The organism is Clostridium subterminale (assembly GCF_039521425.1).
Classification (GTDB): Bacteria; Bacillota; Clostridia; order Clostridiales; family Clostridiaceae; genus Clostridium_J; species Clostridium_J subterminale.
Genome location: NZ_BAAACI010000011.1, coordinates 166,034 through 189,696, shown reverse-complemented (window position 1 = coordinate 189,696; position 23,663 = coordinate 166,034). Strand labels below are relative to the sequence as shown.

Annotated in this window: 22 protein-coding genes; 7 read left to right on the top strand and 15 right to left on the bottom strand. The window is 30.9% G+C overall.

Features of this window, described 5'->3' with window-relative positions; all coding sequences use genetic code 11:
• The first annotated feature begins 45 nt into the window (after positions 1-45).
• The 4 genes from ABDZ93_RS19165 to ABDZ93_RS19150 all read left to right on the top strand — a co-directional run bounded on the left by ABDZ93_RS19165 (position 46) and on the right by ABDZ93_RS19150 (position 2,411).
• Entirely contained in the window at positions 46-1,398 is a 1,353-nt protein-coding gene (locus ABDZ93_RS19165; RefSeq protein WP_343828122.1) for a replication-associated recombination protein A, read from the top strand.
• Between the two features lie 102 nt (positions 1,399-1,500).
• Positions 1,501-1,740 (top strand): DUF1292 domain-containing protein, encoded by a 240-nt coding sequence (locus ABDZ93_RS19160; RefSeq protein ID WP_343828121.1) that lies wholly within the window; start codon positions 1,501-1,503, stop codon positions 1,738-1,740.
• Between the two features lie 54 nt (positions 1,741-1,794).
• Complete coding sequence (locus ABDZ93_RS19155; protein ID WP_343828120.1) at positions 1,795-1,992, top strand: hypothetical protein; 198 nt, start codon at positions 1,795-1,797, stop codon at positions 1,990-1,992.
• 161 nt (positions 1,993-2,153) lie between these two features.
• Positions 2,154-2,411 carry a DUF1292 domain-containing protein gene (locus ABDZ93_RS19150; protein WP_035133677.1) on the top strand — a complete coding sequence of 86 codons (258 nt, stop codon included), beginning with the start codon at positions 2,154-2,156 and terminating at the stop codon, positions 2,409-2,411.
• A 98-nt stretch (positions 2,412-2,509) separates the two neighbouring features.
• Here ABDZ93_RS19150 and ABDZ93_RS19145 read toward each other — a convergent pair whose 3' ends face one another.
• The 11 genes from ABDZ93_RS19145 to rsxC all read right to left on the bottom strand — a co-directional run bounded on the left by ABDZ93_RS19145 (position 2,510) and on the right by rsxC (position 14,200).
• On the bottom strand, positions 2,510-4,000 hold the full coding sequence (locus ABDZ93_RS19145; protein WP_343828119.1) for a Na+/H+ antiporter NhaC family protein: 1,491 nt from the start codon (positions 3,998-4,000) through the stop codon (positions 2,510-2,512).
• A 345-nt stretch (positions 4,001-4,345) separates the two neighbouring features.
• Positions 4,346-5,836, bottom strand: a complete 1,491-nt coding sequence (locus ABDZ93_RS19140) for a Na+/H+ antiporter NhaC family protein (RefSeq protein WP_343828118.1) — start codon at positions 5,834-5,836, stop codon at positions 4,346-4,348.
• Between the two features lie 440 nt (positions 5,837-6,276).
• Positions 6,277-7,764, bottom strand: coding sequence for a Na+/H+ antiporter NhaC family protein (locus ABDZ93_RS19135; RefSeq protein ID WP_343828117.1), 1,488 nt, complete (start codon positions 7,762-7,764; stop codon positions 6,277-6,279).
• 237 nt (positions 7,765-8,001) lie between these two features.
• Positions 8,002-8,670: a deoxyribose-phosphate aldolase gene (gene deoC, locus ABDZ93_RS19130; RefSeq protein ID WP_343828116.1), complete on the bottom strand. Its 669-nt coding sequence runs from the start codon at positions 8,668-8,670 to the stop codon at positions 8,002-8,004.
• Between the two features lie 116 nt (positions 8,671-8,786).
• On the bottom strand, positions 8,787-9,203 hold the full coding sequence (locus ABDZ93_RS19125; protein ID WP_343828114.1) for a SoxR reducing system RseC family protein: 417 nt from the start codon (positions 9,201-9,203) through the stop codon (positions 8,787-8,789).
• A gap of 67 nt (positions 9,204-9,270) precedes the next feature.
• Positions 9,271-10,161: an RnfABCDGE type electron transport complex subunit B gene (rnfB, locus tag ABDZ93_RS19120; protein WP_343828113.1), complete on the bottom strand. Its 891-nt coding sequence runs from the start codon at positions 10,159-10,161 to the stop codon at positions 9,271-9,273.
• Positions 10,162-10,175: 14 nt separating this feature from the next.
• Entirely contained in the window at positions 10,176-10,754 is a 579-nt protein-coding gene (locus ABDZ93_RS19115; protein WP_343828112.1) for an electron transport complex protein RnfA, read from the bottom strand.
• Positions 10,755-10,769: 15 nt separating this feature from the next.
• Positions 10,770-11,387 carry an electron transport complex subunit RsxE gene (gene rsxE, locus ABDZ93_RS19110; RefSeq protein ID WP_343828111.1) on the bottom strand — a complete coding sequence of 206 codons (618 nt, stop codon included), beginning with the start codon at positions 11,385-11,387 and terminating at the stop codon, positions 10,770-10,772.
• A gap of 1 nt (position 11,388) precedes the next feature.
• Positions 11,389-11,934, bottom strand: coding sequence for an RnfABCDGE type electron transport complex subunit G (locus ABDZ93_RS19105; RefSeq protein WP_343828110.1), 546 nt, complete (start codon positions 11,932-11,934; stop codon positions 11,389-11,391).
• Positions 11,934-12,869, bottom strand: a complete 936-nt coding sequence (locus ABDZ93_RS19100) for an RnfABCDGE type electron transport complex subunit D (RefSeq protein WP_343828109.1) — start codon at positions 12,867-12,869, stop codon at positions 11,934-11,936. Before ABDZ93_RS19100 ends, ABDZ93_RS19105 begins: the two co-directional genes overlap by 1 nt.
• Before the next feature lie 11 nt (positions 12,870-12,880).
• Positions 12,881-14,200 (bottom strand): electron transport complex subunit RsxC, encoded by a 1,320-nt coding sequence (gene rsxC, locus ABDZ93_RS19095; protein WP_343828108.1) that lies wholly within the window; start codon positions 14,198-14,200, stop codon positions 12,881-12,883.
• 399 nt (positions 14,201-14,599) lie between these two features.
• Here rsxC and ABDZ93_RS19090 point away from each other — a divergent pair, with 399 nt between their 5' ends.
• The gene (locus ABDZ93_RS19090; RefSeq protein WP_343828155.1) at positions 14,600-15,694 is read left to right on the top strand and encodes a PfkB family carbohydrate kinase; all 1,095 of its coding nucleotides are present in this window, start codon (positions 14,600-14,602) and stop codon (positions 15,692-15,694) included.
• The gene (locus ABDZ93_RS19085; RefSeq protein WP_343828107.1) at positions 15,688-16,605 is read left to right on the top strand and encodes a pseudouridine-5'-phosphate glycosidase; all 918 of its coding nucleotides are present in this window, start codon (positions 15,688-15,690) and stop codon (positions 16,603-16,605) included. Before ABDZ93_RS19090 ends, ABDZ93_RS19085 begins: the two co-directional genes overlap by 7 nt.
• A gap of 156 nt (positions 16,606-16,761) precedes the next feature.
• Here ABDZ93_RS19085 and ABDZ93_RS19080 read toward each other — a convergent pair whose 3' ends face one another.
• The 4 genes from ABDZ93_RS19080 to ABDZ93_RS19065 all read right to left on the bottom strand — a co-directional run bounded on the left by ABDZ93_RS19080 (position 16,762) and on the right by ABDZ93_RS19065 (position 21,281).
• Entirely contained in the window at positions 16,762-17,235 is a 474-nt protein-coding gene (locus ABDZ93_RS19080; protein ID WP_343828106.1) for a hypothetical protein, read from the bottom strand.
• A gap of 166 nt (positions 17,236-17,401) precedes the next feature.
• Positions 17,402-19,153: an ATP-dependent metallopeptidase FtsH/Yme1/Tma family protein gene (locus ABDZ93_RS19075; RefSeq protein WP_343828154.1), complete on the bottom strand. Its 1,752-nt coding sequence runs from the start codon at positions 19,151-19,153 to the stop codon at positions 17,402-17,404.
• A 309-nt stretch (positions 19,154-19,462) separates the two neighbouring features.
• Positions 19,463-20,629 carry an amidohydrolase gene (locus tag ABDZ93_RS19070; RefSeq protein WP_343828105.1) on the bottom strand — a complete coding sequence of 389 codons (1,167 nt, stop codon included), beginning with the start codon at positions 20,627-20,629 and terminating at the stop codon, positions 19,463-19,465.
• Between the two features lie 37 nt (positions 20,630-20,666).
• Complete coding sequence (locus ABDZ93_RS19065; protein WP_343828104.1) at positions 20,667-21,281, bottom strand: 3'-5' exonuclease; 615 nt, start codon at positions 21,279-21,281, stop codon at positions 20,667-20,669.
• A gap of 430 nt (positions 21,282-21,711) precedes the next feature.
• Here ABDZ93_RS19065 and ABDZ93_RS19060 point away from each other — a divergent pair, with 430 nt between their 5' ends.
• On the top strand, positions 21,712-23,604 hold the full coding sequence (locus tag ABDZ93_RS19060) for a type I glutamate--ammonia ligase (RefSeq protein WP_343828103.1): 1,893 nt from the start codon (positions 21,712-21,714) through the stop codon (positions 23,602-23,604).
• Positions 23,605-23,663: the final 59 nt, after the last annotated feature.

Genomic DNA, 23,663 nt, shown 5'->3' with positions numbered 1-23,663 from the left:
TTAGGTGATATAATAGGTGTAAGTATTTATTAAAGGATGATGTGAATGGAAAGAGATTATAATATTTCATTATTTGATTTAGAAAAAACAAAAGAGAAAAATAAAGAGATTGAATTTAATAGCAATGAGCCTTTAGCTCAAAGGCTTAAACCTAGTAATTTAGATGAGTTTGTAGGGCAAGAACATATATTAGCTAAGGACAAATTATTATATAGAAGTATTAAAGGGGATAGAATTACATCCTTAATATTTTATGGTCCTCCTGGAGTTGGAAAAACTAGTTTAGCAAAAATTATTGCTAAAACTACTAAGTGTAACTATGTAGAGTTAAATGCTGTGACTTCAGGTATCAAAGATATAAAGAATGTAATAGATGAGGCAATAAAAGAAATTTCTATAAGTGGAAAGAAAACTATACTTTTCATAGACGAAATACATAGATTTAATAAGACCCAACAGGATAGTCTATTACCTCATGTAGAAAAAGGAATAGTAACGTTAGTCGGTGCCACTACAGAAAATCCTTTTTTCGAAGTTAATAAAGCACTTTTATCTAGATCTATGATTTTTAAATTGGAGCCATTATCAAGGGGGAATATAGTGGCTTTATTAAATAAAGCGCTTACGAATAAAGAGTTAGGTTATGGAAGCATTAATATAAAGTTATATGATGAAGCGAAAGAGTTTATATGTGACAATTCTGGTGGTGATGGAAGAAGGGCATTAAATGCTTTAGAATTAGCTGTATTAACTACTAATAAAAATGAAGATGGTATAATACAAATAACTCAAGATGTAGTAGAAGAATGCATGCAAAAAAAACAAGTTAGTTATGATAAGAGCGGAGATTATCATTATGATATAATATCTGCATTTATAAAGAGTATTAGAGGAAGTGATCCAGATGCTGCAGTGCATTACCTTGCCAGAATGCTATATAGTGGAGAAGATCCTGAATTTATAGCTAGGAGAATTGTAATATCAGCATCAGAAGATATAGGTAATGCAGACCCATATGCGCTTTTGATAGCCAATGCTGCTTTAAATGCAGTGAAGTTTATTGGTATGCCTGAAGCTAGAATACCATTAGCTCAAGCAGTTACTTATTTAGCTGGAGCACCTAAAAGTAATGCTGCTTATAATGCTATTAATTTAGCGTTTGAAGATGTGGAGAATGAAGATATAGGTAGAGTTCCATTGCATCTTAGAGGTAGCAATTATAGTGGTTCTAATATTCTAAATGAAGGATCAAAATATAAGTATCCTCATGATTACGAAAATCATTATGTTAGACAGCAATATATGCCAAAGGAATTACTGAAGAAAAAATATTATATTCCAACATCACTGGGATATGAAAAACGTATAAAGGACAGACTAGATATCTTAAAAATATAAAATAAACTAAAAAACATAAATAATTTTTTGTTTTATGCACATCTTATAAATAGGGAATATAACTTTTAAGTAAAGATTATAAAAATAGTTGGAGGTTATAAGATGAGCAATAATAAATGTATAAAAGTTTCAGGGGAAGATGGAAGAATAGTAGAATTAGAATTTATTGATGTGGTTAATGTAGGGAAGAATGAATATGTAATTGCAGGTCCAAAGGATTCAGATGAAGCTTGTGCATATAAGGTTGTAAGTAGAGAAAATGGTATGGTTGAGTATGCCTCTATAGGAGCTGGTAAAGAGTTCAATCAAGTTTTAACTGCGTATAATGCAAAACATGATTAACCATCTTTTTATCTTAAATAATTTATATTATATAAGAAAGGAAGGTAAATTAACATGAGTAAATCTAAAAAGAAAAATAAAAAGAATAATCAAATTAAACCATCACAAAAGAGTACTATAGATCAAGTACAAATTTTAAATAGAGATGTACAGGATGCACATCATATTGAAAGTGCTACTTTAATGAATGGATTATTTGGTGTAGAAATAAAAGATAATCTCATAGATCCAGATACTAGATTTTATATTTAAGATCAAGGGATATATATGATTTATACATGTCTACCAATAAATAATTTAAATAAGATAATAATGCAATTGAGCTTTATATTTTGAATATAGCATTGTTTTATAGTTTTATATGCTATATAATGAAATAAGATTTATTTGAAAGAATTTAGGAGGACATGAAAATGGAAGAAATGAATATAATAACACTTACTGACTCAGAAACAATGGAAAAAGTAGAATTAGAAATAGTTGAAGATTTAACTATAGATGGAGAGCACTATGTCATTTTAGCACCACTTGAAGAAGAAGAGGAAGCTTATGTATATAAGGTAATTGGAGAAGGTGCTACAGCTTCATATGAAATGGTTGAAGATGAGGCTGAATTTGATAAAGTAGTTGCAGAATATGATAAAATATTCGAAGAAGAGATGAGAAAGTAATAAGAGATAAATTACCTATGATTATAAACATATAAAATTTATAATTGAATCAAATAGAAAAGATAACCTTAAGATTTAAGGTTATCTTTTTGTTTGTTTTATATAGCTTTACTTGTATCAGTGTTTATATTTTTGTTTCCTTTTTTTAGTCTAACAGCAGGTTCACTTGGTAGACCAAACTTAGGAATAAGTCTATCCAATCCAGTTAGAGTAAGTAGTAGGATTGAAAATACAGCTACAAAAGCCATAAAGTTATATTTAATTATATCTGTAGCTACAAATTTGTGTAATGGATATACTGAAGAAGCAATTCCTACATAGAAACCAATGTATACGTGCCAAGGAATTAATTGAGATCCAAATACTCCAAGAGCATCACCAAAGGTTGCATTTCTAAGATATAGTTTGTACATATCCTCTTTGCTTCCTTCAACGTTTTTATCAACTAATTCTTTAATGATAGGTCCGATAGTTACTATTTGAGCCATCTCATCAGCAAGGGCAGCGTTACCACCTATGCATAAAACACCATTCCAGAACATTAATTGTCTTACATTTCCAGATATTTTTAGAACAAGAGCTGATATTGGAGCAAAAGCATCCATTTTAGCCATTACACCACCGAAGGCACCAACCCACATCATCATTACAATAACCCAAGAACCAGCCTCACCAAATCCGCTTTCAACTAAACCTAAGAAAGAAGGTAAGCTTTCTACAGTTCCTGCGAATGTACCAAAGATATATGAAGAAGCAATTCCTAAGAATAAGCAAAGTAAAGTAGGAACTCCCATAACAGCAACAATTATAACAAGTATTAGAGGAATTACCATATAGAAAGGTACTCCACTTTTAACTTGATTTAAAAGTTCTACAGCTGCTGGCTTTTCAGCCTCAATAGCAGACCAAGCTTCTGGTGGAATAGCATCAATAGCTAATTTTGCATTAGCTACATCTGTAGGTAGTTTCATATATAAACTAACACCGAATATAATAATTGCAGTTATAATCGCACATGCTATTGACCAAACCCCTTGAGTTCTAATTCTATCAATAACTTCAACCTTTTGAATACCAGAACTTACAACTGTTGTATCAGAGATAAGACCGATATTATCACCAAAGCAAGCACCACCAGCTATAGAAGCTGTAGTAAGAAGAATATTTCCTCCAACTATATGGTTAAGCCATAAGAAAATAGGAGCACATGCAGCAAATGTTCCCCAAGAAGTTCCAGTAGCAACTGACAGTATGCAAGTTACTAAGAAGCCACATACAGCTACAGTTCTTGCATTTAATCCAAGAGTTAGGGCCATATTAACTATAGAAGCACCAACTCCTGTTGACATGAAAGCGTTTGCCATTGCATAGGCAAACATTAGTATAAAGAATACTAAAATAAGTTCCTTTACATTATCGACTGCTGCGTCAATAAGTTCACTGAATTTAACTTTTTCTGTGATGTAGGCTACAATACATGCAAATATAGTTGCAATTGGTGCTGCTGTAAGCACGTCTACCTTCATCATCATAAGTCCGGCCAATACAAATATTGGTACAAACTTAAAGGTTGCTTTTAAAGATTTCATTTTTATATCCCCCTATAAAAAATTTACTAGAAAAATAGTTATTTATTTAACTAGTTTTTCTATAAATTTAGTTTAAAACGTTTTCTGAAAAATATCAAGTATTTTTCAGAAAAAATGCATAAATTAAATAATTTAATGTAGAAACATAGGATTGTTTGCCAATATATGTATTATAAAAGGATAAATGTTATTATATGTAAGAGATTTTATGATTATATTTATTAATGTAATATGTATTTTAATGTAATATGTATTTTATGGAATCTATTGAAATTTTTATAGCTATAAAATATAAAAAATCTCACAATAATTAAATAATTATTGTGAGATTAAATTTATAGTTTATTATGCACAAACTTCATTATTAGAATCAGCTTCAGACTTTTGCTTCTTAAGTTTTACTTTAGGTTCTCTTGGTAAACCAAACTTAGGAATAAATCTATCCCATCCAGTAATAGTAAGAAGAAGTAATGAAATTACGGTTACAAAAGCCATGACATTATATTTAATAATATCTGTAGCTATAAATGTATGTAATGGATATACTGAAGAAAGTATTCCTACATAGAATCCTATGTATACATGCCAAGGGATTAATTGAGATCCAAAAACACCTAATGAACTTGAGAAGGTAGCATTTCTAAGACGAAGTTTATAAAGATCTTCTTCGCTTCCTTCAACATTTTTATCAACTAATTCTTTAATAATAGGTCCAATAGTTACTATTTGAGCCATTTCATCAGAAAGAGCAGCATTACCACCTATACTTAAAACACCATTCCAGAACATTAACTGTTTTACATTTTTAGATATTTTTAAAACAAGAGCTGATAGTGGAGCAAAGGCATCCATTTTAGCCATGATACCACCAAAGGCACCAACCCACATCATCATTACTATAACCCAAGAACCAGCCTCACTAAATCCACTTTGAACTAATTCTAAGAAAACTGGTAGGCTTTCTACTGTTCCTGCAAAGGAACCAAGGATATAAGAAGAAATAATTCCTAGGAACAAACAAAGTAGAGTAGGTACACCCGTAACAGCGACACCTATAACAAGTAATAGCGGAATTACCATATAGACAGGTACTCCATTTTTAACTTGATTTAAAAGTTCAACAGCTGCAGGCTTTTGAGCTTCAATAGCAGACCATGCCTCTGCTGGAATAGACTCAATTGCTAGTGCAGTATTAGCAGCTTCTGTAGGCAGTTTCAGTGCTACACTCATACCATAAATAATAATTGCAGACACAACAAGACAAAGGACAGACCAAACAACTTGAGATTTTACTCTTTCAAGTATCTCAACCTTTTGAATACCAGAACTTACAACTGTAGTATCAGAAATAAGACCGATGTTATCTCCAAAACAAGCACCACCAGCTATTGAAGCTGTAGTAAGAAGAATATTTCCTCCTAATATGTGGTTAAGCCATAAGAAGATAGGAGCACATGCAGCGAAGGTTCCCCAAGAGGTACCAGTAGCAACGGAAAGTATACCAGTTACTAAGAAGCCACATACAGCAACGCTTCTTGCATTTACTCCAAGAGATAATGCTATGTTAACTATAGAAGCACCAACTCCAGTTGACATAAATGCATTTGCCATTGCATAGGCAAACATTAGTATAAAGAATACTAAAATAAGCTCCTTTACATTATCGATGGAAGCATCGATAAGTTCATTCAGTTTAATTTTTTCTGTGATGTAGGCTACAAGGCAAGCAACTATTGTTGCTATAGGTGCTGCCGTAAGTACATTAACTTTAAGCATCATTAGACCTGCCAATACAAAGATTGGTACAAATTTTAAAAATCCTTTAAAAATTTTCATTTAAGATCCCCCTATAAATAAATTAAAATGAAAATATAGTTATTTTTTTAACCACTATTTTCTTATAGACTAGTTTAAAACCTTTTCAGAAAAATATCAAGTGTTTTCCATAAAAAATACATAAATTATACAACTTTTTATAAAAAAATTAAAAATTTTAAGTTAATTAGTAAAAATAATAAATCAAAAAGTAGAAACAGGTAGAAAAAAATACTTAAAATACAATTATTTACTTATACGCTATGTAAATGTTTACTAAAAATAATTTCTAAAAATTTAGTATATAATTAATTTTACAAATAAAATTTACAATTTAGTATTTGTAAATAAGAGAATCGTATGGTATTTCTACATATATGTTAAGAAAATAACAAAGTAAATATAAAAACATGCTATTAATATTTTATAATATTAATAGCATGTTTTTATATTTACTTATATTATAGAATTACATCCTTATCAGTGTTATATCTTTGTTTCTTTTTTAATCTAACAGCAGGTTCTGTTGGTAGACCAAATTTAGGGATAAATCTGTCCCATCCAGTAAGAGTAAGTAGTAGGATTGAACCTACAGCTACAAAAGCCATAAAGTTATATTTAATTATATCTGTAGCTACAAATTTGTGTAATGGATATACTGAAGAAGCAATTCCTACATAGAAACCAATGTATACGTGCCAAGGAATTAATTGAGATCCAAATACTCCAAGAGCATCACCAAAGGTTGCATTTCTAAGATATAGTTTGTACATATCCTCTTGGCTTCCTTCAACGTTTTTATCAACTAATTCTTTAATGATAGGTCCGATAGTTACTATTTGAGCCATTTCATCAGAAAGAGCAGCGTTACCACCTAAACATAAAACACCATTCCAGAACATTAGTTGTCTTACGTTTCCAGATATTTTTAAAACAAGAGCTGATAGTGGGGCAAAAGCATCCATTTTAGCCATTACACCACCGAAGGCACCAACCCACATCATCATTACAATAACCCAAGAACCAGCTTCGCCAAATCCATCTTGAACTAAAGATAAGAAAGCAGGTAAGCTTTCTACAGTTCCTGCAAAGGAACCAAAGATGTATGATGAACCAATTCCTAAGAATAGGCAAAGTAGAGTAGGAATACCCATAACAGCAGCAACTATAACAAGTATTAGAGGAATTACCATGTATACAGGAACTCCGGTTTTAACTTGATTTAAAAGTTCAACAGCTGCTGGTTTTTGAGCCTCGATAGCAGACCAAGCTTCTGGTGGAATAGCATCAATAGCTAACTTTGCATTAGCTACATCAGTAGGTAATTTCATTGCTAGGCTTACTACAAAGATAATAATTGCAGTGATTATCATACAAGCAAGAGACCAAACACCTTGAGTTCTAACTCTGTCTATAACCTCTACATCTTGAATACCAGAGCTTACAACTGTTGTATCAGAGATAAGACCAATATTATCACCAAAACAAGCACCACCAGCGATAGCAGATGTAGTAAGAAGGATATCTCCTCCAACTATATGGTTAAGCCATAAGAAAATAGGTGCACATGCTGCGAAAGTTCCCCAAGAAGTTCCGGTAGCAACTGAGAGTACGCAAGTTACTAAGAAACCGGTTACAGCAACAGTCCTTGCATTCAACCCAAGAGATAGAGCTACATTAACAATAGAAGCACCAACTCCTGTTGACATAAAGGCACTTGCCATTGCATAAGCAAACATTAATATAAAGAATACAAGTATGAGCTCCTTTACATTGTTTACAGCAGCATCAATTAGATCATTCATTTTAATTTTTTCTGTGATGTAGGCTACAAAGCAAGCAACTATTGTCGCTATTGGAGCTGCCGTAAGTACGTTGACCTTCATCATCATTAGACCTGCCAATACAAAGATTGGTAAAAATTTGAATAGTCCTGTTAAAAATTTCATTTTTATATCCCCCTATAAAAATATTTGATAGAATTAATTTAATTTTCTATCATATCTTAATTTTAAACATTTTATGACTAATTTCAATAAAAACGACAAAGTTTTAACAAAGTTAACGTACTTAACAAGAACTTAACAAAAAAGTCGAAAAACAAAATAGATAAACTTCTGGGATTTACAGAAGTTTATCTATTGATAAAATACTATTTTAATTAATGTATAAAATGGAAATAAATCCTAATAATCAGAATCGACATTACACAAATTGTTTACAATTGATATAGATGCACTAGCACCAATTCTATTTGCGCCAGCATTTATAGCCTTCATTGCATCCTCAGTAGTACGAACACCACCAGAAGCTTTAACTCCCATATTAGGGCCCACAATCTTTCTCATTAGAGCTATATCGTCAGGAGTTGCTCCACCTGTACTAAATCCTGTTGAGGTTTTTACAAAGTCTGCACCTGCTTCTTGAGATAATTCACAAGCCTTAATTTTTTCTTCTTCAGTTAATAGGCAAGTCTCTAAAATAACTTTAACTATAGCCTTACCTTTAGCTGTATCAACAATCTCTTTTATATCGCTTTTTACAAAATCGTAATCTTTATCTTTTAAAGCTCCTACATTGATAACCATGTCTATTTCATTAGCTCCAAGTTCAATAGCTCTAGCTGTTTCAAAAGCCTTAGATTTAGTATCCATAGCTCCTAGAGGGAAACCTACCACTGTGCAAACAAGCACTCCAGAGTCTCTTAGTTCCTTTGATACCAACTCAGTATAACATGAATTTACACACACTGACTTAAAGTTATACTCTTTTGCTTCTTTGCAAATTTTTATAACTTGGTCCTTGGTTGTTTCAGCTTTTAAAATAGTATGATCAATCATTGATGCTATATTCATTTTTTTACCTCCTAATGGTTACATTTGATTTTATAACAATTTATTATTAAATAATATTAATTTTATAAATATTAATATATCTCTAATAATATAACTTTAATCAAATATTTAAAAATTTAATTAAACTTTTTAATCATCTTAAAAGAATACTTATCTTGTTTTTTATTTAATTTAGAACTAAGCACATAAGAAATTACCATGGCTACTAAAGCCAGTAGCACTGAATATACTTCTGAATTAGCTAAATTAAGCTTATTAAATATGTAGAGACATATTACAAGAGTAATTACTGTAACAATGGTAGGGAAGGCATAGGCCCAAAATGTCATATTACTAAAAACCTTATTATCCATTGATACTAAAACTCTTTCACCAATAGTAGCATGTTCTGTATTTTTTAAATCTACTAATATAGTATCTTTAGGACATCCAGATTTACAAGAGGAACATCCACCACCACAACCACCTTTCTTTACAAAAGCAACAGTAGCTATATCTCCATTAATTTTCTTTATAATACCTTCTTCTTGCATGAAATCACCTCCAAATAAATATAGAAGGCTAGAAGCCTTCTATATTATAACATAAAACTAAATTTTATTATACTGTAGCATTATTATTTTCTGGAGAAGAAGTAGACTCACTAGCTACTTTACTAGGAGCTGGTACTGCCTCTTTCTTTAATACTGGTTTTTTAAGATTTAGTATAGAGTTCTTTGGACATTTATTTGCGCATATTCCGCAGTTAACGCACTTATTGTAGTCAAATACAGGAATATTATTAATTATCTCAATAGCATCTTTAGGACAGTTTTTCATGCAGATACCACAACCAATACAGCCTACGTCACAAGCATCCATAACTTCTTTACCTTTACTTTTATTATTACAATCTATTCTAACCTTAGATTTTTTAGGCACAAGATGAATTAAAGTTTTAGGACAAGCTGATATACAAGCACCACAAGCCACACATTTTTCGTCGTCTATAGAAGCTACGCCATTAACTATAGATAGGGCACCAAATTCACAAGCCTTTACACAAGAACCAAGACCTAAACATCCAAATTCACAAGTTTTAGAACCACCACCTGGAGCTACAGAAGCTTGATTACAATCTAAAATTCCAATATAGTTATACTTTTCTCTTGCAACATCAGGAGTACCTTTACATCTTACAAAGGCAACCATTGGTTCAGTTGTTGATGCTTCAACTCCAAGAATTGAAGATATTTTTGTAACTGCTTCAGCACCACCAGGACTACATTTATTAGTTGGAGCTGTACCCATAACTACAGCTTCGGCATAAGCATCACAACCAGCAAAGCCGCATCCACCACAGTTTGCACCAGGTAGACATTCTCTTACTAGAGGGATTCTTTCATCAACTTCTACTTTAAATTTATTACTTGCATATCCTAATAGTGCTCCAAATACTAATCCAAGACCACCTAGGCTGACTACGGGAGCCACTAAATTTGATAAATCCATTTAAATTCCCTCCTTTAAACTAGACCACTGAATCCATAGAAAGCAATAGCCATTAATCCAGCTGTAATTAAAGAAATTGGTAATCCTCTAAATGCAGCAGGCATATCTGTATTATCTTCCATTCGCTCTCTTAAGCCTGCAAGAATTACTATAGCAAGTACATATCCGAGAGCTGATCCAATAGTATTAGATAGTGATTGAGCTAATCCATAACCTTTATCTATATTTGTAACAGCAACACCAAGTACTGCACAGTTAGTTGTGATAAGAGGTAAGAATATACCTAGAGATCTATAAAGACCTGGTTGGATTTTCTTAATAACAGTCTCAACAAATTGTACTAGAGCTGCTATAACAAGGATAAAAGCTAATGTTGATAGATATTCCATGTGGAAAGGAATTAAAATTAACTTATTTACCACGAAGGTAATAAGAGTAGCGAGTAACATTACAAAGGTAACAGCTGCACCCATACCTTTAGCAGTTTCTGTCTTTTGAGAAACTCCAAGGAAGGAACATATACCTAGAAATTGCCCTAATATTACGTTATTAACTAAAAGGGCTCCTATAAATATAGTAAATAATTCTTTCATCAAATTTCACCTTCCTTATTTCGTAGTTTCAGATTTTTTAGCTTTTGAAATTTTATATTGATTCAAGCTTGCTAAAAGTATACCAAGAGTTATGAAAGCTCCAGGAGCGGATGTCATAACCATAGCTGGAATATAAGATTTTGGTAGTATTTGGAATCCGTAGAATGTTCCATTACCAAGAACTTCTCTGAATGTTGCTAGAATAACTATAGCAAGTCCAAATCCAAGTCCCATACCGATAGCATCAAAAATTGAAGGTATTACTTTATTTTTTGATGCATAAGCTTCAGCTCTACCTAAGATAACACAGTTAACAACTATAAGAGGTAAGAATATTCCAAGAGACTTATATAAGTCAGGAATATAGGCCTGTAGTAAGAACTGTATTAAAGTAACGAAGGTAGCGATAACTACGATATAAGCCGGTATTCTGATTTTATCAGGAACAAGTTTTCTGATTAAAGATATAACAGCATTTGATCCTATTAATACTACTGTAGCTGCAAGAGCCATACCTGCAGCATTTTTTACACTGCTTGTAACAGCAAGAGTAGGACACATAGCTAGTACTTGTATGAAAACTGGGTTTTCGGTAATAATACCTGTTTTTAATCTATTAACTAACTCTTTCATTCTACTTTGCTCCTTTCAAGTTTGTACTGTAGTAGTTTATAGCAGTGTTTACACCATCAGTTACTGCTTTAGAAGTAATTGTTGCGCCAGTAATTGCTTGAATATCTGAACCAACAGTAAGTTCCTTTTCAGAAGAAAGACCTTTATATTGTGCTGCGAAAGAAGGATCATCCTTTGCCTTAGAACCAAGACCTGGAGTTTCAGTATGACTTAAAATCGTAATGCCTGAAACTGCTCCTTCAGCATCAATACCAACCATTAACTCAATTTTTCCACCATAACCTGATGAGTTAACTTGAAATACATAACCTGCATCACTTCCACTAGTCTTAGCTTGAAATACACCTGTTACGTTTTCATCAGCAATACCATCTTTTAATTCTGTAAATTCTTCTGCTTCTAATACAACTTTCATAGCAGCAGCCTGATCTTCTTTAGCTTTAGCTTCAATTGGTGCTCTAGTAATATCATAAGCAAATGCAAGAATTAGGCCAGCTATTGCAGTAATTGCAAGTAAAGTTGCTCCTAATTTTAAATTTTCTTTCATTATTTTGCACCTCCGAACACACGTGGACTTGTCCATTTATCAATCATTGGAACTAATAGGTTCATTATTAAAATAGAATAAGAAACACCTTCAGCGTACCCACCGTATAAACGAATTAAAGATGTTAATAATCCACATCCAACACCAAATATAACTTGACCTTTTTTAGTCATAGGAGAAGTAGTATAGTCAGTGGCCATGAATATAGCACCAATCATTAATCCACCAATTAATATTTCATATAATCCATTTCCTTGCATAAATCCATCTCTACCTAGTACTGTAGTGATTACAAAAACTGTACCAATGTACGTAGCAGGAATGTGCCATGTTATAACTTTTCTATACAATAGATAAGCTCCACCAATAAGTAGTGCAAGAGCAGAAATTTCTCCTATACATCCAGCTATATTAGAGCCAAGGAATGCATCTAAAGTATCAGGAAGTAATCCACCACCGTTTCGAAGGATAGCTAGTGGAGTAGCTTTAGTTACTCCGTTTAAAGTCCATTCAGTCATTTGACTTGGATAAGCAGCAAGTAAGAAAGCTCTTCCTGCTAAGGCTGGGTTTATAATATTTTGGCCAAGGCCACCAAAAAAGCATTTAACAACAATAATAGCAAATGCACTACCAACAGCAACCATCCAAAGAGGAAGTGTAGGTGGTAAGTTAAAAGCAAGTAATAGTCCAGTAATTACTGCACTTAAATCCTTTAATGAGTTTGGTCTTTTAGTTATTTTATTAAATAAGTATTCGCTAAGCATTGCTGAAGCAATAGCTGTTATTATAACTAAGGCTGCATCTTTCCCAAAGAAGTAAATACCTGCTATAGTAGCTGGTACTAATGCAATTAGTACATCTCTCATTACAGTTGGAACTGTTTCCTTAGATTTTATATGTGGCGATACTGATACGTTATATAATTTTTCAGACATTATGTTCACCTCTACTTTTTCTTTCTATTAGCTATGACTCTTTTTTTACCCTCTTTGCAAGTTTGAGTTAAATTTCTCTTAGCAGGGCAAGAATAGCTACAAGCACCACATTCAATACAGTTAAGTCCACCAAACTTTTCAAAGTTTTCATAATCGCCTCTTACAACTTGAGCATTAAGCTTATTTGGAAGCAAGAACATTGGACATGCATTAACGCATTTTCCACATCTTATACAGTTTGATTCAACAGTAGGCACAGCTTCAACTTTTGTTAGGCAAAGTATGCCAGAAGTACCTTTTATTGCAGGAATGTCTAAAGTAAATAGTGCAGTTCCCATCATTGGACCACCACTAAGAACTTTAATAGGTTGTTCGTTAAATCCATCACAATGATCAATAAGTTCTTTTAAGCTTGTACCAAATTTAACTCTAAGATTTTTTGGAGTTTTTATAGCACCTCCAGTAACAGTAACTATTCTTTCAGTAAGTGGTTTACCAAGAATAACTGCTTCTCTTATAGCGAAAATAGTAGCTACGTTTTGAACTATACAACCAGCATCTGCAGGTAGTTTTCCGGTTGGAACTTCTCTTTTAGTAACAGAATAGATTAACTGTTTTTCTGCACCCTGTGGATACTTAGTTTTAAGTTCTGCTATTTCAACATTTTTAATAGATTCTACAACTGCTTTCATTATAGTTATAGCATCACTTTTGTTGTTCTCAATACCTAAAAAGATTTTCACATCAGGAAACATTTGAGAAACGATTTCTAAACCTTCAGCTATTTCCTTTGAATATTGTAGCATTAACTGATGGTCACAAGTTAAGTAAGGTTCACATTCAGCAGCATTGATAATAATAGTATCAATATTGCATTCTTTTGGCGGATTTAGTTTTACATGAGTTGGGAAACATGCTCCTCCAAGGCCTACGATACCAGCTTCTTGAATTATCTCTAATAGCTCATTTTTAGATAAATTCTTGTAATTTTCGTGTGGGGTATAAGCCATTTCTTCGTAAGTATTATCGTTTTCAATAATAACGCTAATGACCTTTGAACCACTTGATGTAAGCATAGGTGTTACATTTTTAACTATACCAGATACACTAGAATAGATATTTGATGAAACAAAAGATGTGCTAGCACCTATTTTTTGCCCAACTAGTACTTTATCTCCCTTTTTAACAATTGGTTCACATGGAGCCCCTATATGTTGGCTCATAGGGAACACTAAATCACCCTTTGGAAGATAGGTTTCAATTTCTTTTTTTTCTGAAAAATGTTTTCCGTGAGGCGGATGAATGCCTCGTTTAAAAGTTAAAAGTCCCATAATATTCCTCCATTCCTATAGTATAAATTATAAAGACATTGTATTAATGACTCCTATAGTACAAACTTTATTATAACTCGAAAATCTTTATGGCGCAATATATTGAATTGTTTATATTATTTAAGAATAATTAAAATTATAGTAGATAAGTAAAAAAATTAATAGAAAATAATGCATACATTGTCTAATATTAAAGTATTTCTTATTCAAATTTAGATAAAACAATTTAAAGTTTGCAATAAATTAGAATTTTTATGGAGTATTATAGTTAAAAAAATAAATAAAAATTTATTATATTAAAAATATGTGGATAAAATAATATTGCATATATTTTTATAGTATGATAACATTTAGTAAACAAATGTTTATAAAATAAAGAAATATTAAGAGGAGAATATGATGACAAATAGAGAAGAAGAAATATTAAATCTTATAAAGGATAACCCCTTAATATCTCAAAATGAAATAGCAGATATTCTTAAGATTACTAGATCATCTGTAGGAGTTCATATAGGAAACCTTATAAAAAAAGGCTATATTTCAGGTAGAGGATATGTAATGAATAAAGAAAATTTTGTATCTATAATTGGAGGTACTAATATAGATATAGTAGGATTTTCTAATGATGAGCTAAGACTTAATGATTCCAATCCTGGAAATATAAAATTTTCTTTAGGTGGAGTTGGTAGGAATATAGGTGAAAATTTGGCTAGATTAGAAGTTGCAACAAAACTAATTTCTGTTATAGGTAATGATATTTATGGTCGGAAGGTTATAGATGAAGGTAGAGAAATTGGTTTAGATTTAGAACATAGCCTTAAACTAGATGGAGAATCTACATCTATATATATGTCTGTTCTTGATAATTCTGGAGATATGAAGGTAGCAATTTCATCTATGGATATCTATGAAAAGATGACTAAAGAATTTATTAAAACTAAAAAATCAGTAATTGAAAGTTCTAGAATATGTATTATTGATACTAATATTCCTAAGGAAGTAATAGAGTATGTAGTTAATAATTTTAAAAATACAAAATTTTTCTTAGATACGGTATCATCATCTAAGGCGATCAAGGTAAAAGACATCATCCATAAGTTTCATACAATAAAGCCGAATAAAATTGAAGCTGAGATTTTATCTGGAATGAAAATTAAAACTATGGAGGATGTAGAAAAAGTTAGTGAATATTTCTTAAACCTGGGAGTTAAAAATGTATTTATAAGTTTAGGAGAAGAAGGAGTATATTATAATGATGGGATAAGTAAAGGATTATTTACTCCACCTAAAGTTAAAGTTGTTAATGCTAATGGAGCAGGGGATGCCTTTGTTGCTGGATTAGCATACTCAAGTATGAATAATTTTGATTTAATACATACTTTGAAGGTTGCTTCAGCCTGTTCTTCACTGGCAATTACTCATAAAGATACTATTAATCCAAACATGTCTTTGGAAAATATAAATAAAAAATTGGAGGAGAATAAATCATGTTAGAAAAATATTTAGATATAAACCCAGAGGTTAAAACAGCATTAGAGGAAGGAAAGCCAGTAGTTGCTCTAGAATCAACTATAATATCTCATGGAATGCCTTATCCTAAAAATGTAGAAACTGCATTAAAAGTGGAAAGTATAATTAGAGAAAATGGAGCAATCCCAGCCACTATAGCTATTCTTGAAGGAAAATTAAAAGTTGGATTAACCACTGAAGAAGTTGAATTTTTAGGGAAAACTTCTGGAGTAGTAAAAACTAGTAGAAGAGATATACCTTTTATAGTTGCTAATAAGTTAAATGGGGCTACTACAGTTGCATCTACAATGATTATTGCAGCACTTGCTGGAATTAGAGTATTTGCTACAGGTGGAATTGGAGGAGTTCATAGAGGGGCTTCACAGACTATGGATATATCAGCTGACCTTGAAGAATTAGCTATGACTGATGTAGCTGTAGTATGTGCGGGATGTAAATCTATTCTTGATATAGGATTGACTCGTGAATACCTAGAAACTAAAGGAGTACCTGTAGTAGGATTCCAAACAGAAGAATTACCAGCATTCTATACAAGAAAATCTGGATTTAAAGTAGACTATAAAGTAGATAGTGAGGAAATACTTGCAAAAGCATTAAAGGCTAAATGGGATTTAGGTTTAGAGGGTGGAATGGTTGTTGCCAATCCAATACCAGAAGAATTTGAAATGGATTATGATACAATTAACAGTGCTATAGAAACAGCTGTTAAGGAGGCTGAAGAGAAGGGTATAGTGGGAAAAGAGAGTACACCATTTTTACTTGCTAAGGTTAAAGAAATTACAGGAGGATCAAGTTTAGAATCTAATATTCAATTAGTATTTAATAATGCTAAGGTTGGAGCAAAACTTGCAGTAGAACTTTCTAAATTACAATAGTATTTAAAATAAAATATAACTAGTTAAGATTTAATTTCAGGTAAATGTTAACTAGCATACAACTTATAATATTACCTAAATAAAAGGTATGAAACCAAAGAAATAAAAAAGGTTTCATGCCTTTTATTAATTTTAAAATTTTTATTACTAATTATATTATAGCCTATGCATACCAATAGAAAAAGAGAGTAATGATACAACAAGATTGGAGTTTAGATCAGATAAGGTATTTTTATAAATAGGATATAGAAATATAATAATGGAGATTATAATAAATAAAAATATAAATGGAAGTATTAGGTCAGTACACTTTGCAAAAATGTAATAATTTAATAGAGCTGTTGCTATAGCTAATGAAAGTATAGCAAATAATGTATGAGTATTTATGAAGTTTATATAAAAATTTAAAGTAAACATAGTTCCTATTATTATCATAGCACCACTACATATTAGTAAGAAGTCTTTTTCTATATCAAAGTACAAGTATTCTAATATAACACCACCAAGTAGCATAAAAATTGGCCACAGATTAAACACCCTACTAAATAGCAATGGTCTAAAGTTATATATATAGTATGTTAAACCTAAAATTAAGAAACTAATACCAGTGCAGAGATTTTTATTTTTCACAATAGACCTCCTTAGTTAAAAAGATTTTATATGAAAGTGTTAATAATATATTTATTTTCTATTTTATCAATATATTACCTTAAAGCATATATATTGATAAATTGTAAAATAGAAAAATAAAAACCTAAGAAAATATCCCTAGGTTTTAAAAATTATTGTAAGTGGATTAGTTTATTTTACCATATACTAGATTAAGAATATCATTAGTGTAAAGTGTTTCTTTTAAAAGTAATTCTTCAGATACCTTAACTAATAAATCTAAATTGTTATTTAAGGTGTTTTTAACTTCTGCATATAATTCATCCAGTACAGATTTACATTCTTCTAATACTACTGTAGTATAATAATCAGTAGGTATTCCTTGCATCTCTGAAAGCCTTAAAAGACCTAGAGATTTTCCCATACCATATTCACATACCATATTATTAACTATATTGGTAGTTTTCTTTAAATCATTGAATGCTCCTGTAGTAATTTTTTCTTCACCAAATATAATTTCTTCAGCTGCTCTTCCACCTAATAAAACCATTATTTTTCTTTTTAAGTAATCTAAATTATGATAGGTGTTATCTTCACCTATAGTTAGAGTATATCCACCAGCACCATTAGATGTAGGAATTATGGTTACCTTAGATATTTTTTCCTCAGGTAACATTAAATGTGAAATTAAAGCATGTCCGACTTCGTGATAAGCAGTAATTTTCATATCCTCTGCTTTAAGAGCTTCTTTATCTAATTTTTCATGACCAGCAATAACTATTGAAAAAGCTTTATCCAAATGGGTCGCAGTGATATATGGAGCCTCTTCCTTGCATGCAATTATAGCAGCTTCATTTACCAAATTTTCTAGTTTAGCACCAGAGAAATAGGCTGTGTTATGAGCAATGTCTCTTATGTTCATATCACTAACAGGTTTATTTTTTAAATGAAGGTTTAATATTTTTTCTCTTGCATTAATATCTGGAAGCGATACTTCTATATGTCTATCAAATCTACCAGGTCTTAAAAGGGCTTCATCTAATATATCAAGTCTATTAGTAGCAGCTATAACTACAATGCCATCACTTTCCTTAAATCCTGACATTTCAGTTAGAAGAGCATTTAAGGTTTGATCCTTTTCATCAGAATTACCAGCTTTATTAGAACTACGTTGCTTACCTATAGCATCTATCTCATCAATAAAGATAACAGCTTTACCATGGGACTTAGCTTTCTTAAATAAATTTCTTATTCTACTAGCTCCAACTCCGACATACATCTGAACAAAGTCAGAACCGGATACAGCATAAAAAGGAACTTTAGCTTCACCAGCTATAGCTTTAGCTAGTAGGGTTTTTCCAGTTCCAGGATCACCATAAAGAATTACACCTTTAGGCATTCTTGCACCATAAGAAGCATATTTTTCTGGATTTTTAAGAAAATCTACTATATCCTTTAAACTTTCTTTAGCTTCATCATTACCTGCTACAGAATTAAAGTTAAATTTATCCTTAGAAACACTTTGTCCATCAATTGCGTTAATAGATGTCATTGATCCACCAGAACTATTTCTTTTTATAGCCATAAATATAGTAGCTATAGCAGAAATACTAAGGAATATAACTGCTATACGTTGATTTGTTGGCAAAGTGGATGAACTTTCAACGGTAATGCCTTCTTTTAAAAGAGTTTCTTTAAGGGTATAACTATTAGGATTATCTGTAGAATATTTATTTCCAGATTTATCTATAACGGTAATTTTAGGTGATTGAGACATGGATACTTTAGATATTTTATTACTTTCTAAATCAAGTAAAAAATCTGAATAAGTTTTGTAGGGGATCGTAGATGAACCTACATTTAAAAGAACTAAAGCTACAATAGACAATATTAATATACTTAGTGGAATTATAATTAAATTCTTTTTAATTTTATCTATCAATAATCTTACCTCCTTAAAATTTGTATATATAAAATATAATTTAATATATACAATATATAATGATTAGAAAATTAAATATTATATATAAAAAGATTATTTGATGCTGTAATTAGTATTATACAAAATTTAAAACTAAAGTCCATAAATTGACCTAATAATTGTAAATGTAACTTATGGTAGAATTGTAAAGGCAAATAATAGAGTATATAATAACAAAATATACCTAGTTACATTGAAATGTAGCTAGGTATATTATAAATAAGGAATCCCCTAATAAAGTTATATTTAATTTATATAATGACTAAATTAAAGCTGATTTTTAACTATTTCACCATCAATCATTACAAATTTAACTGTGTTTCTAAGATCAAAAGGATGTCCACTATATATAATAATGTCAGCATCTTTTCCTATTTCAATGCTACCAACTCTGTGGTCAGCATTTATTGCACGAGCTGGGTTTATTGTAATAGATCTTAATGCTTCTTCCTCATCCAATCCTTCTCTAGCAGCAAGGGCAGCACATAGAGATATATATTGAAGTGGAATTACAGGGTGATCTGTCATGATTGAAACTTTTATTCCGGCTTTGCTTAAAATCATAGGAGTTTTAAATGTTAGATTTTTAAGTTCTACTTTGCTTCTATCAGATAAGCTTGGCCCTATAATTATAGATTTTATATGTTCGTCTTTAAGACTTTCAGTTATTAAATGTCCTTCAGTACAATGTTCTAGAGAAAGGTCTAAATCAAATTCCCTAGCTATTCTAATAGCAGTGAGAATATCATCAGCTCTGTGAGCATGAGATTTCAATGGAATTTCCTTTCTAATGACTTTTGCTAAGGCTTCTAACTTCATGTCAAAGTCAGGAGCTTTATCTATACCATTTTTGAAGGCTTCTTGTTTTTCTACATAATTTTTAGCTTTTATTAAATTTTCACGAAGGATAGCCGCAGTGGCCATTCTAGTACTGGGGGTAGCTTTTTTACTGCTATAAAATCGCTTAGGATTTTCCCCAAAGGCAGATTTCATGGCAGTACAATCATTTATAACCATGTCATCTATAGTTTTTCCACGAGTTTTCATAGTTGCGAAGGTTCCACCAATTACATTAGCACTTCCAGGACCAGTAGCTACAGTAGTAATACCTGCATCTAGAGCTTCTTCAAAACATCTGTCCACAGGATTTATTGCATCTATAGCTCTAAGATGCGGTGTAACAGGATCAGTAATTTCATTTCCATCATTGCCTTCAAAGCCTAGCCCATCTTCCCACATTCCAATATGGCAATGAGCATCAATAATGCCAGGCATTAAAAAACCATTATTTCCATCAATAATTTCGCTATTTTCAGGAATTGACACATTGAAACCGAAATCGCATATTTTACCATTATCAATTAGAATGACTCCATTTTCGATAATTTCATCTTCAGTCATGGTGTGGATAGTAACATTTTTAATAGCTATCATTTAATCACTCCTAAAATAAAAATTTTATTTCATAGTATTACTTTAATTGTAACATATTAGTAAAATAATTTGGAGGAATTAATCCAGTTTTTATTCCTTGGATAACTAACATATATGTGCAAGTTGTATCAAATCTTGCATCGTGATATTTAGATGATTCACCAAAAAGGGAAGTACATTTATTTTGAAGAAAATCCTCTTTAAGGTTTAGAAAATTTACAACTTCTCCAAGGGAAGGATTCTTTAATAAACCTCTAGAATTAGTAGCTTTACATATTTCTTTGTAATATGCCATGGTACAAAATGAACCTTTAGGATTAAAAGGAATATCCAAAAATTCTAATTCACTTTTTAAAAATTTAATATCAAATTGAACGTTATGGCCAATAATTATATCACTATTGATAAAATCATCTATAAACTCTTCACATGTATCTTCGAAATATTTTCCATTACTGAGATTATAGAGCTTTTCTAAAGAAAAGCCATGAATAGCTTCAGCACTTTCACTCATTTCTTCTACGGTAAAGAAATAGTTTTTACCCACCGTTGTCTGAGGTTTTGTACTGGTATCTACTGTAATATAAGATAATTGACATATGTTTCCAGGTTTTATATTTGTAGTTTCTGTATCGAAAAATAATAATTTCATAAACAAGTTCTCCTTAAATTCTTAATATGATATAAACTATACATTTACTAATTTTAGTCAATAAGTTAATAGTATAATTCTCTTAAAGTTATGTCAATATATTGAGTCGTTTTACAGTTCTACTTTTGTATAAATTAAATAAGTGATAGGACTAATAGACTAAATAACAAAAAAAATTATAAATATAAAAATATTGAGATGAAATTTTTAGAAGTTTAATTATATATTTAAAGAAAAATGAAAAGGTTTAATATGAAATGTAAAGGATTTTATATGAACAAGTGGTAAAAAGTTTACACAAATATAATAAAGATTCGATAAAAAACTACATATATTAACTTATTATTAACAAAATTAATTATATTCATTGTTTTTATATTATGCTATAATGCAAATATTGAGTACAATTAAAAAAGGGGGCTTATATTATATGAGTTTATTATTTGTAATACCTACTAATAAACAAAATAAAGAGGAGTTACTAAAAATACTTCAGCAGCATAAGGAAATAAGATTTGTGTCTTTAGTTGGTATTGACTTTTTAGGTAACGATACGGATGAAAAAATTCCTGTTAAAAATTTCATAGAAGATATTGATACATTTTTACATGGTACAGCTGTCCAGACAGACGGATCATCTGTAATTTTACCGGGAATAGCTACCCTTAATAATGCAAAGGTAGATATGAAGGTTGATTTAACTTGTAATTGGTTTGTAGATTATAATTATGATTATATAGATGAAGAAACAAAAAAACCTGTAGGAACTATTAGAATGCCTTGTCACCTATATCATGAAGATATTGCCGTGGATTCTAGATATATATTAAAAAATTCTGTAGATCATTTTAGAGCTTCAATGATGAAGTTATTTGAAGAAAATCCACAATTTTTAGCAAACTTTAACATAAACTATGATGAAATAGAGGATGTAAGTATTACATCAGCTACAGAATTAGAATTTTGGGTAAATACTCCAAATGAATTAGCTGAAATAGAAGAATTATCAACATCCCAAGTATTAAAGGAGCAATACTGGAAAAGAACTAAGGGTCCTGTAAGAACAGCATTAGAAAAATCCTTAGATTTATTAGCTAAATATGGACTAGAACCAGAAATGGGTCATAAAGAAGTAGGGGGAGTTAAAGCTAAGCTTTCTGAGTCTGGAGTTCTAACCCATATCATGGAGCAATTGGAAATTGATTGGAAATTTTCCACAGCTCTTCAAACTTGTGATAATGAACTTTTGGTAAGAGGCTTAATAAAAGAAACTTTTAGAAAGAATGGTCTTGAAGTTACATTTCAAGCTAAGCCAATTGAAGAAGTGGCAGGAAATGGAGAGCATTTACATGTAGGTGTTACTCTAAAACTTAAAAATGGTAAGGTGATGAATCTATTCCACAGTTATGCTGAAAAAGACTTTTTAAGTGAAATAGGATATGGAGCAATAATGGGAGTATTAAAGAATTATGAAGTAATAAATCCTTTTGTTTCTTCAAACTATGATGCATTACAAAGACTAAAACCAGGCTTTGAAGCTCCAGTATGTATAGTTACTTCATTAGGATTTACTAAGGATGTGCCTTCAAGAAATAGAACTATACTTGTAGGATTAGTAAGAGATGCAATTAATCCAATGGCTACTAGATTTGAGTTAAGGTCACCAAATCCCAATACAAATATTTATCTAGTATTATCTTCTGTTATAATATCTATGGTAGATGGAATAAGCTATGTAGTTAAAAATAATAGAAGTAGAGAAGAACTTTTGGCAGAGCTTTCTAAAAAGCCTGGAGTAAAAACTTCTTACTTAGAAGAAAGCAGATGCTATAGAAGTGAAGAGGATGTATTTGAATTTTATACAGAAGAAGAAAGAGAAGAGTATTTTGGTAAGGCTCCAAGCACTGTATATGAAAATTTATTAGCCTTTAATGATAAGGAAAGAGTACATGTTTTAACTAGAGACGGCGTAATAACTGATAAAGTGATTAAAGGATATAAAGAAGCAGTACTTGAAAGATGGACTACTGAGTTAGAACATAGAATTCTTCAAAACTATTCTAATGAAATTAGAAACATTAGAAGATCTAATGGAGATGATTTTATGGAATATGATCTTGAAAAATGGAGTGAAATTAATAAGCTAAGAGAAAAACTTATGAAAGATAATTTTGTAAGTAAAAGCTTATTTACTCAGATGAGAGAAGCAATTAATGATAAAAATTATGAGGAACTATCAGAGTTACAATTAATTGTAGATGAAGATATGAGAATCTTAAGAAGGTTATATATGAATTATAGAAGAAATCTTATGGATATATAAATATAAACAAAAAGGTAATCACTAGAAATTTTCTAGTGATTACCTTTTTAAATTAATGA

Coding starts and splice junctions, on each gene's coding strand:
- ABDZ93_RS19165 (WP_343828122.1), top strand. CDS start 46: ATGGAAAGAGATTATAATATTTCATTATTTGATTTAGAAAAAACAAAA.
- ABDZ93_RS19160 (WP_343828121.1), top strand. CDS start 1,501: ATGAGCAATAATAAATGTATAAAAGTTTCAGGGGAAGATGGAAGAATA.
- ABDZ93_RS19155 (WP_343828120.1), top strand. CDS start 1,795: ATGAGTAAATCTAAAAAGAAAAATAAAAAGAATAATCAAATTAAACCA.
- ABDZ93_RS19150 (WP_035133677.1), top strand. CDS start 2,154: ATGGAAGAAATGAATATAATAACACTTACTGACTCAGAAACAATGGAA.
- ABDZ93_RS19145 (WP_343828119.1), bottom strand. CDS start 4,000: ATGAAATCTTTAAAAGCAACCTTTAAGTTTGTACCAATATTTGTATTG.
- ABDZ93_RS19140 (WP_343828118.1), bottom strand. CDS start 5,836: ATGAAAATTTTTAAAGGATTTTTAAAATTTGTACCAATCTTTGTATTG.
- ABDZ93_RS19135 (WP_343828117.1), bottom strand. CDS start 7,764: ATGAAATTTTTAACAGGACTATTCAAATTTTTACCAATCTTTGTATTG.
- deoC (WP_343828116.1), bottom strand. CDS start 8,670: ATGAATATAGCATCAATGATTGATCATACTATTTTAAAAGCTGAAACA.
- ABDZ93_RS19125 (WP_343828114.1), bottom strand. CDS start 9,203: ATGCAAGAAGAAGGTATTATAAAGAAAATTAATGGAGATATAGCTACT.
- rnfB (WP_343828113.1), bottom strand. CDS start 10,161: ATGGATTTATCAAATTTAGTGGCTCCCGTAGTCAGCCTAGGTGGTCTT.
- ABDZ93_RS19115 (WP_343828112.1), bottom strand. CDS start 10,754: ATGAAAGAATTATTTACTATATTTATAGGAGCCCTTTTAGTTAATAAC.
- rsxE (WP_343828111.1), bottom strand. CDS start 11,387: ATGAAAGAGTTAGTTAATAGATTAAAAACAGGTATTATTACCGAAAAC.
- ABDZ93_RS19105 (WP_343828110.1), bottom strand. CDS start 11,934: ATGAAAGAAAATTTAAAATTAGGAGCAACTTTACTTGCAATTACTGCA.
- ABDZ93_RS19100 (WP_343828109.1), bottom strand. CDS start 12,869: ATGTCTGAAAAATTATATAACGTATCAGTATCGCCACATATAAAATCT.
- rsxC (WP_343828108.1), bottom strand. CDS start 14,200: ATGGGACTTTTAACTTTTAAACGAGGCATTCATCCGCCTCACGGAAAA.
- ABDZ93_RS19090 (WP_343828155.1), top strand. CDS start 14,600: ATGACAAATAGAGAAGAAGAAATATTAAATCTTATAAAGGATAACCCC.
- ABDZ93_RS19085 (WP_343828107.1), top strand. CDS start 15,688: ATGTTAGAAAAATATTTAGATATAAACCCAGAGGTTAAAACAGCATTA.
- ABDZ93_RS19070 (WP_343828105.1), bottom strand. CDS start 20,629: ATGATAGCTATTAAAAATGTTACTATCCACACCATGACTGAAGATGAA.
- ABDZ93_RS19065 (WP_343828104.1), bottom strand. CDS start 21,281: ATGAAATTATTATTTTTCGATACAGAAACTACAAATATAAAACCTGGA.
- ABDZ93_RS19060 (WP_343828103.1), top strand. CDS start 21,712: ATGAGTTTATTATTTGTAATACCTACTAATAAACAAAATAAAGAGGAG.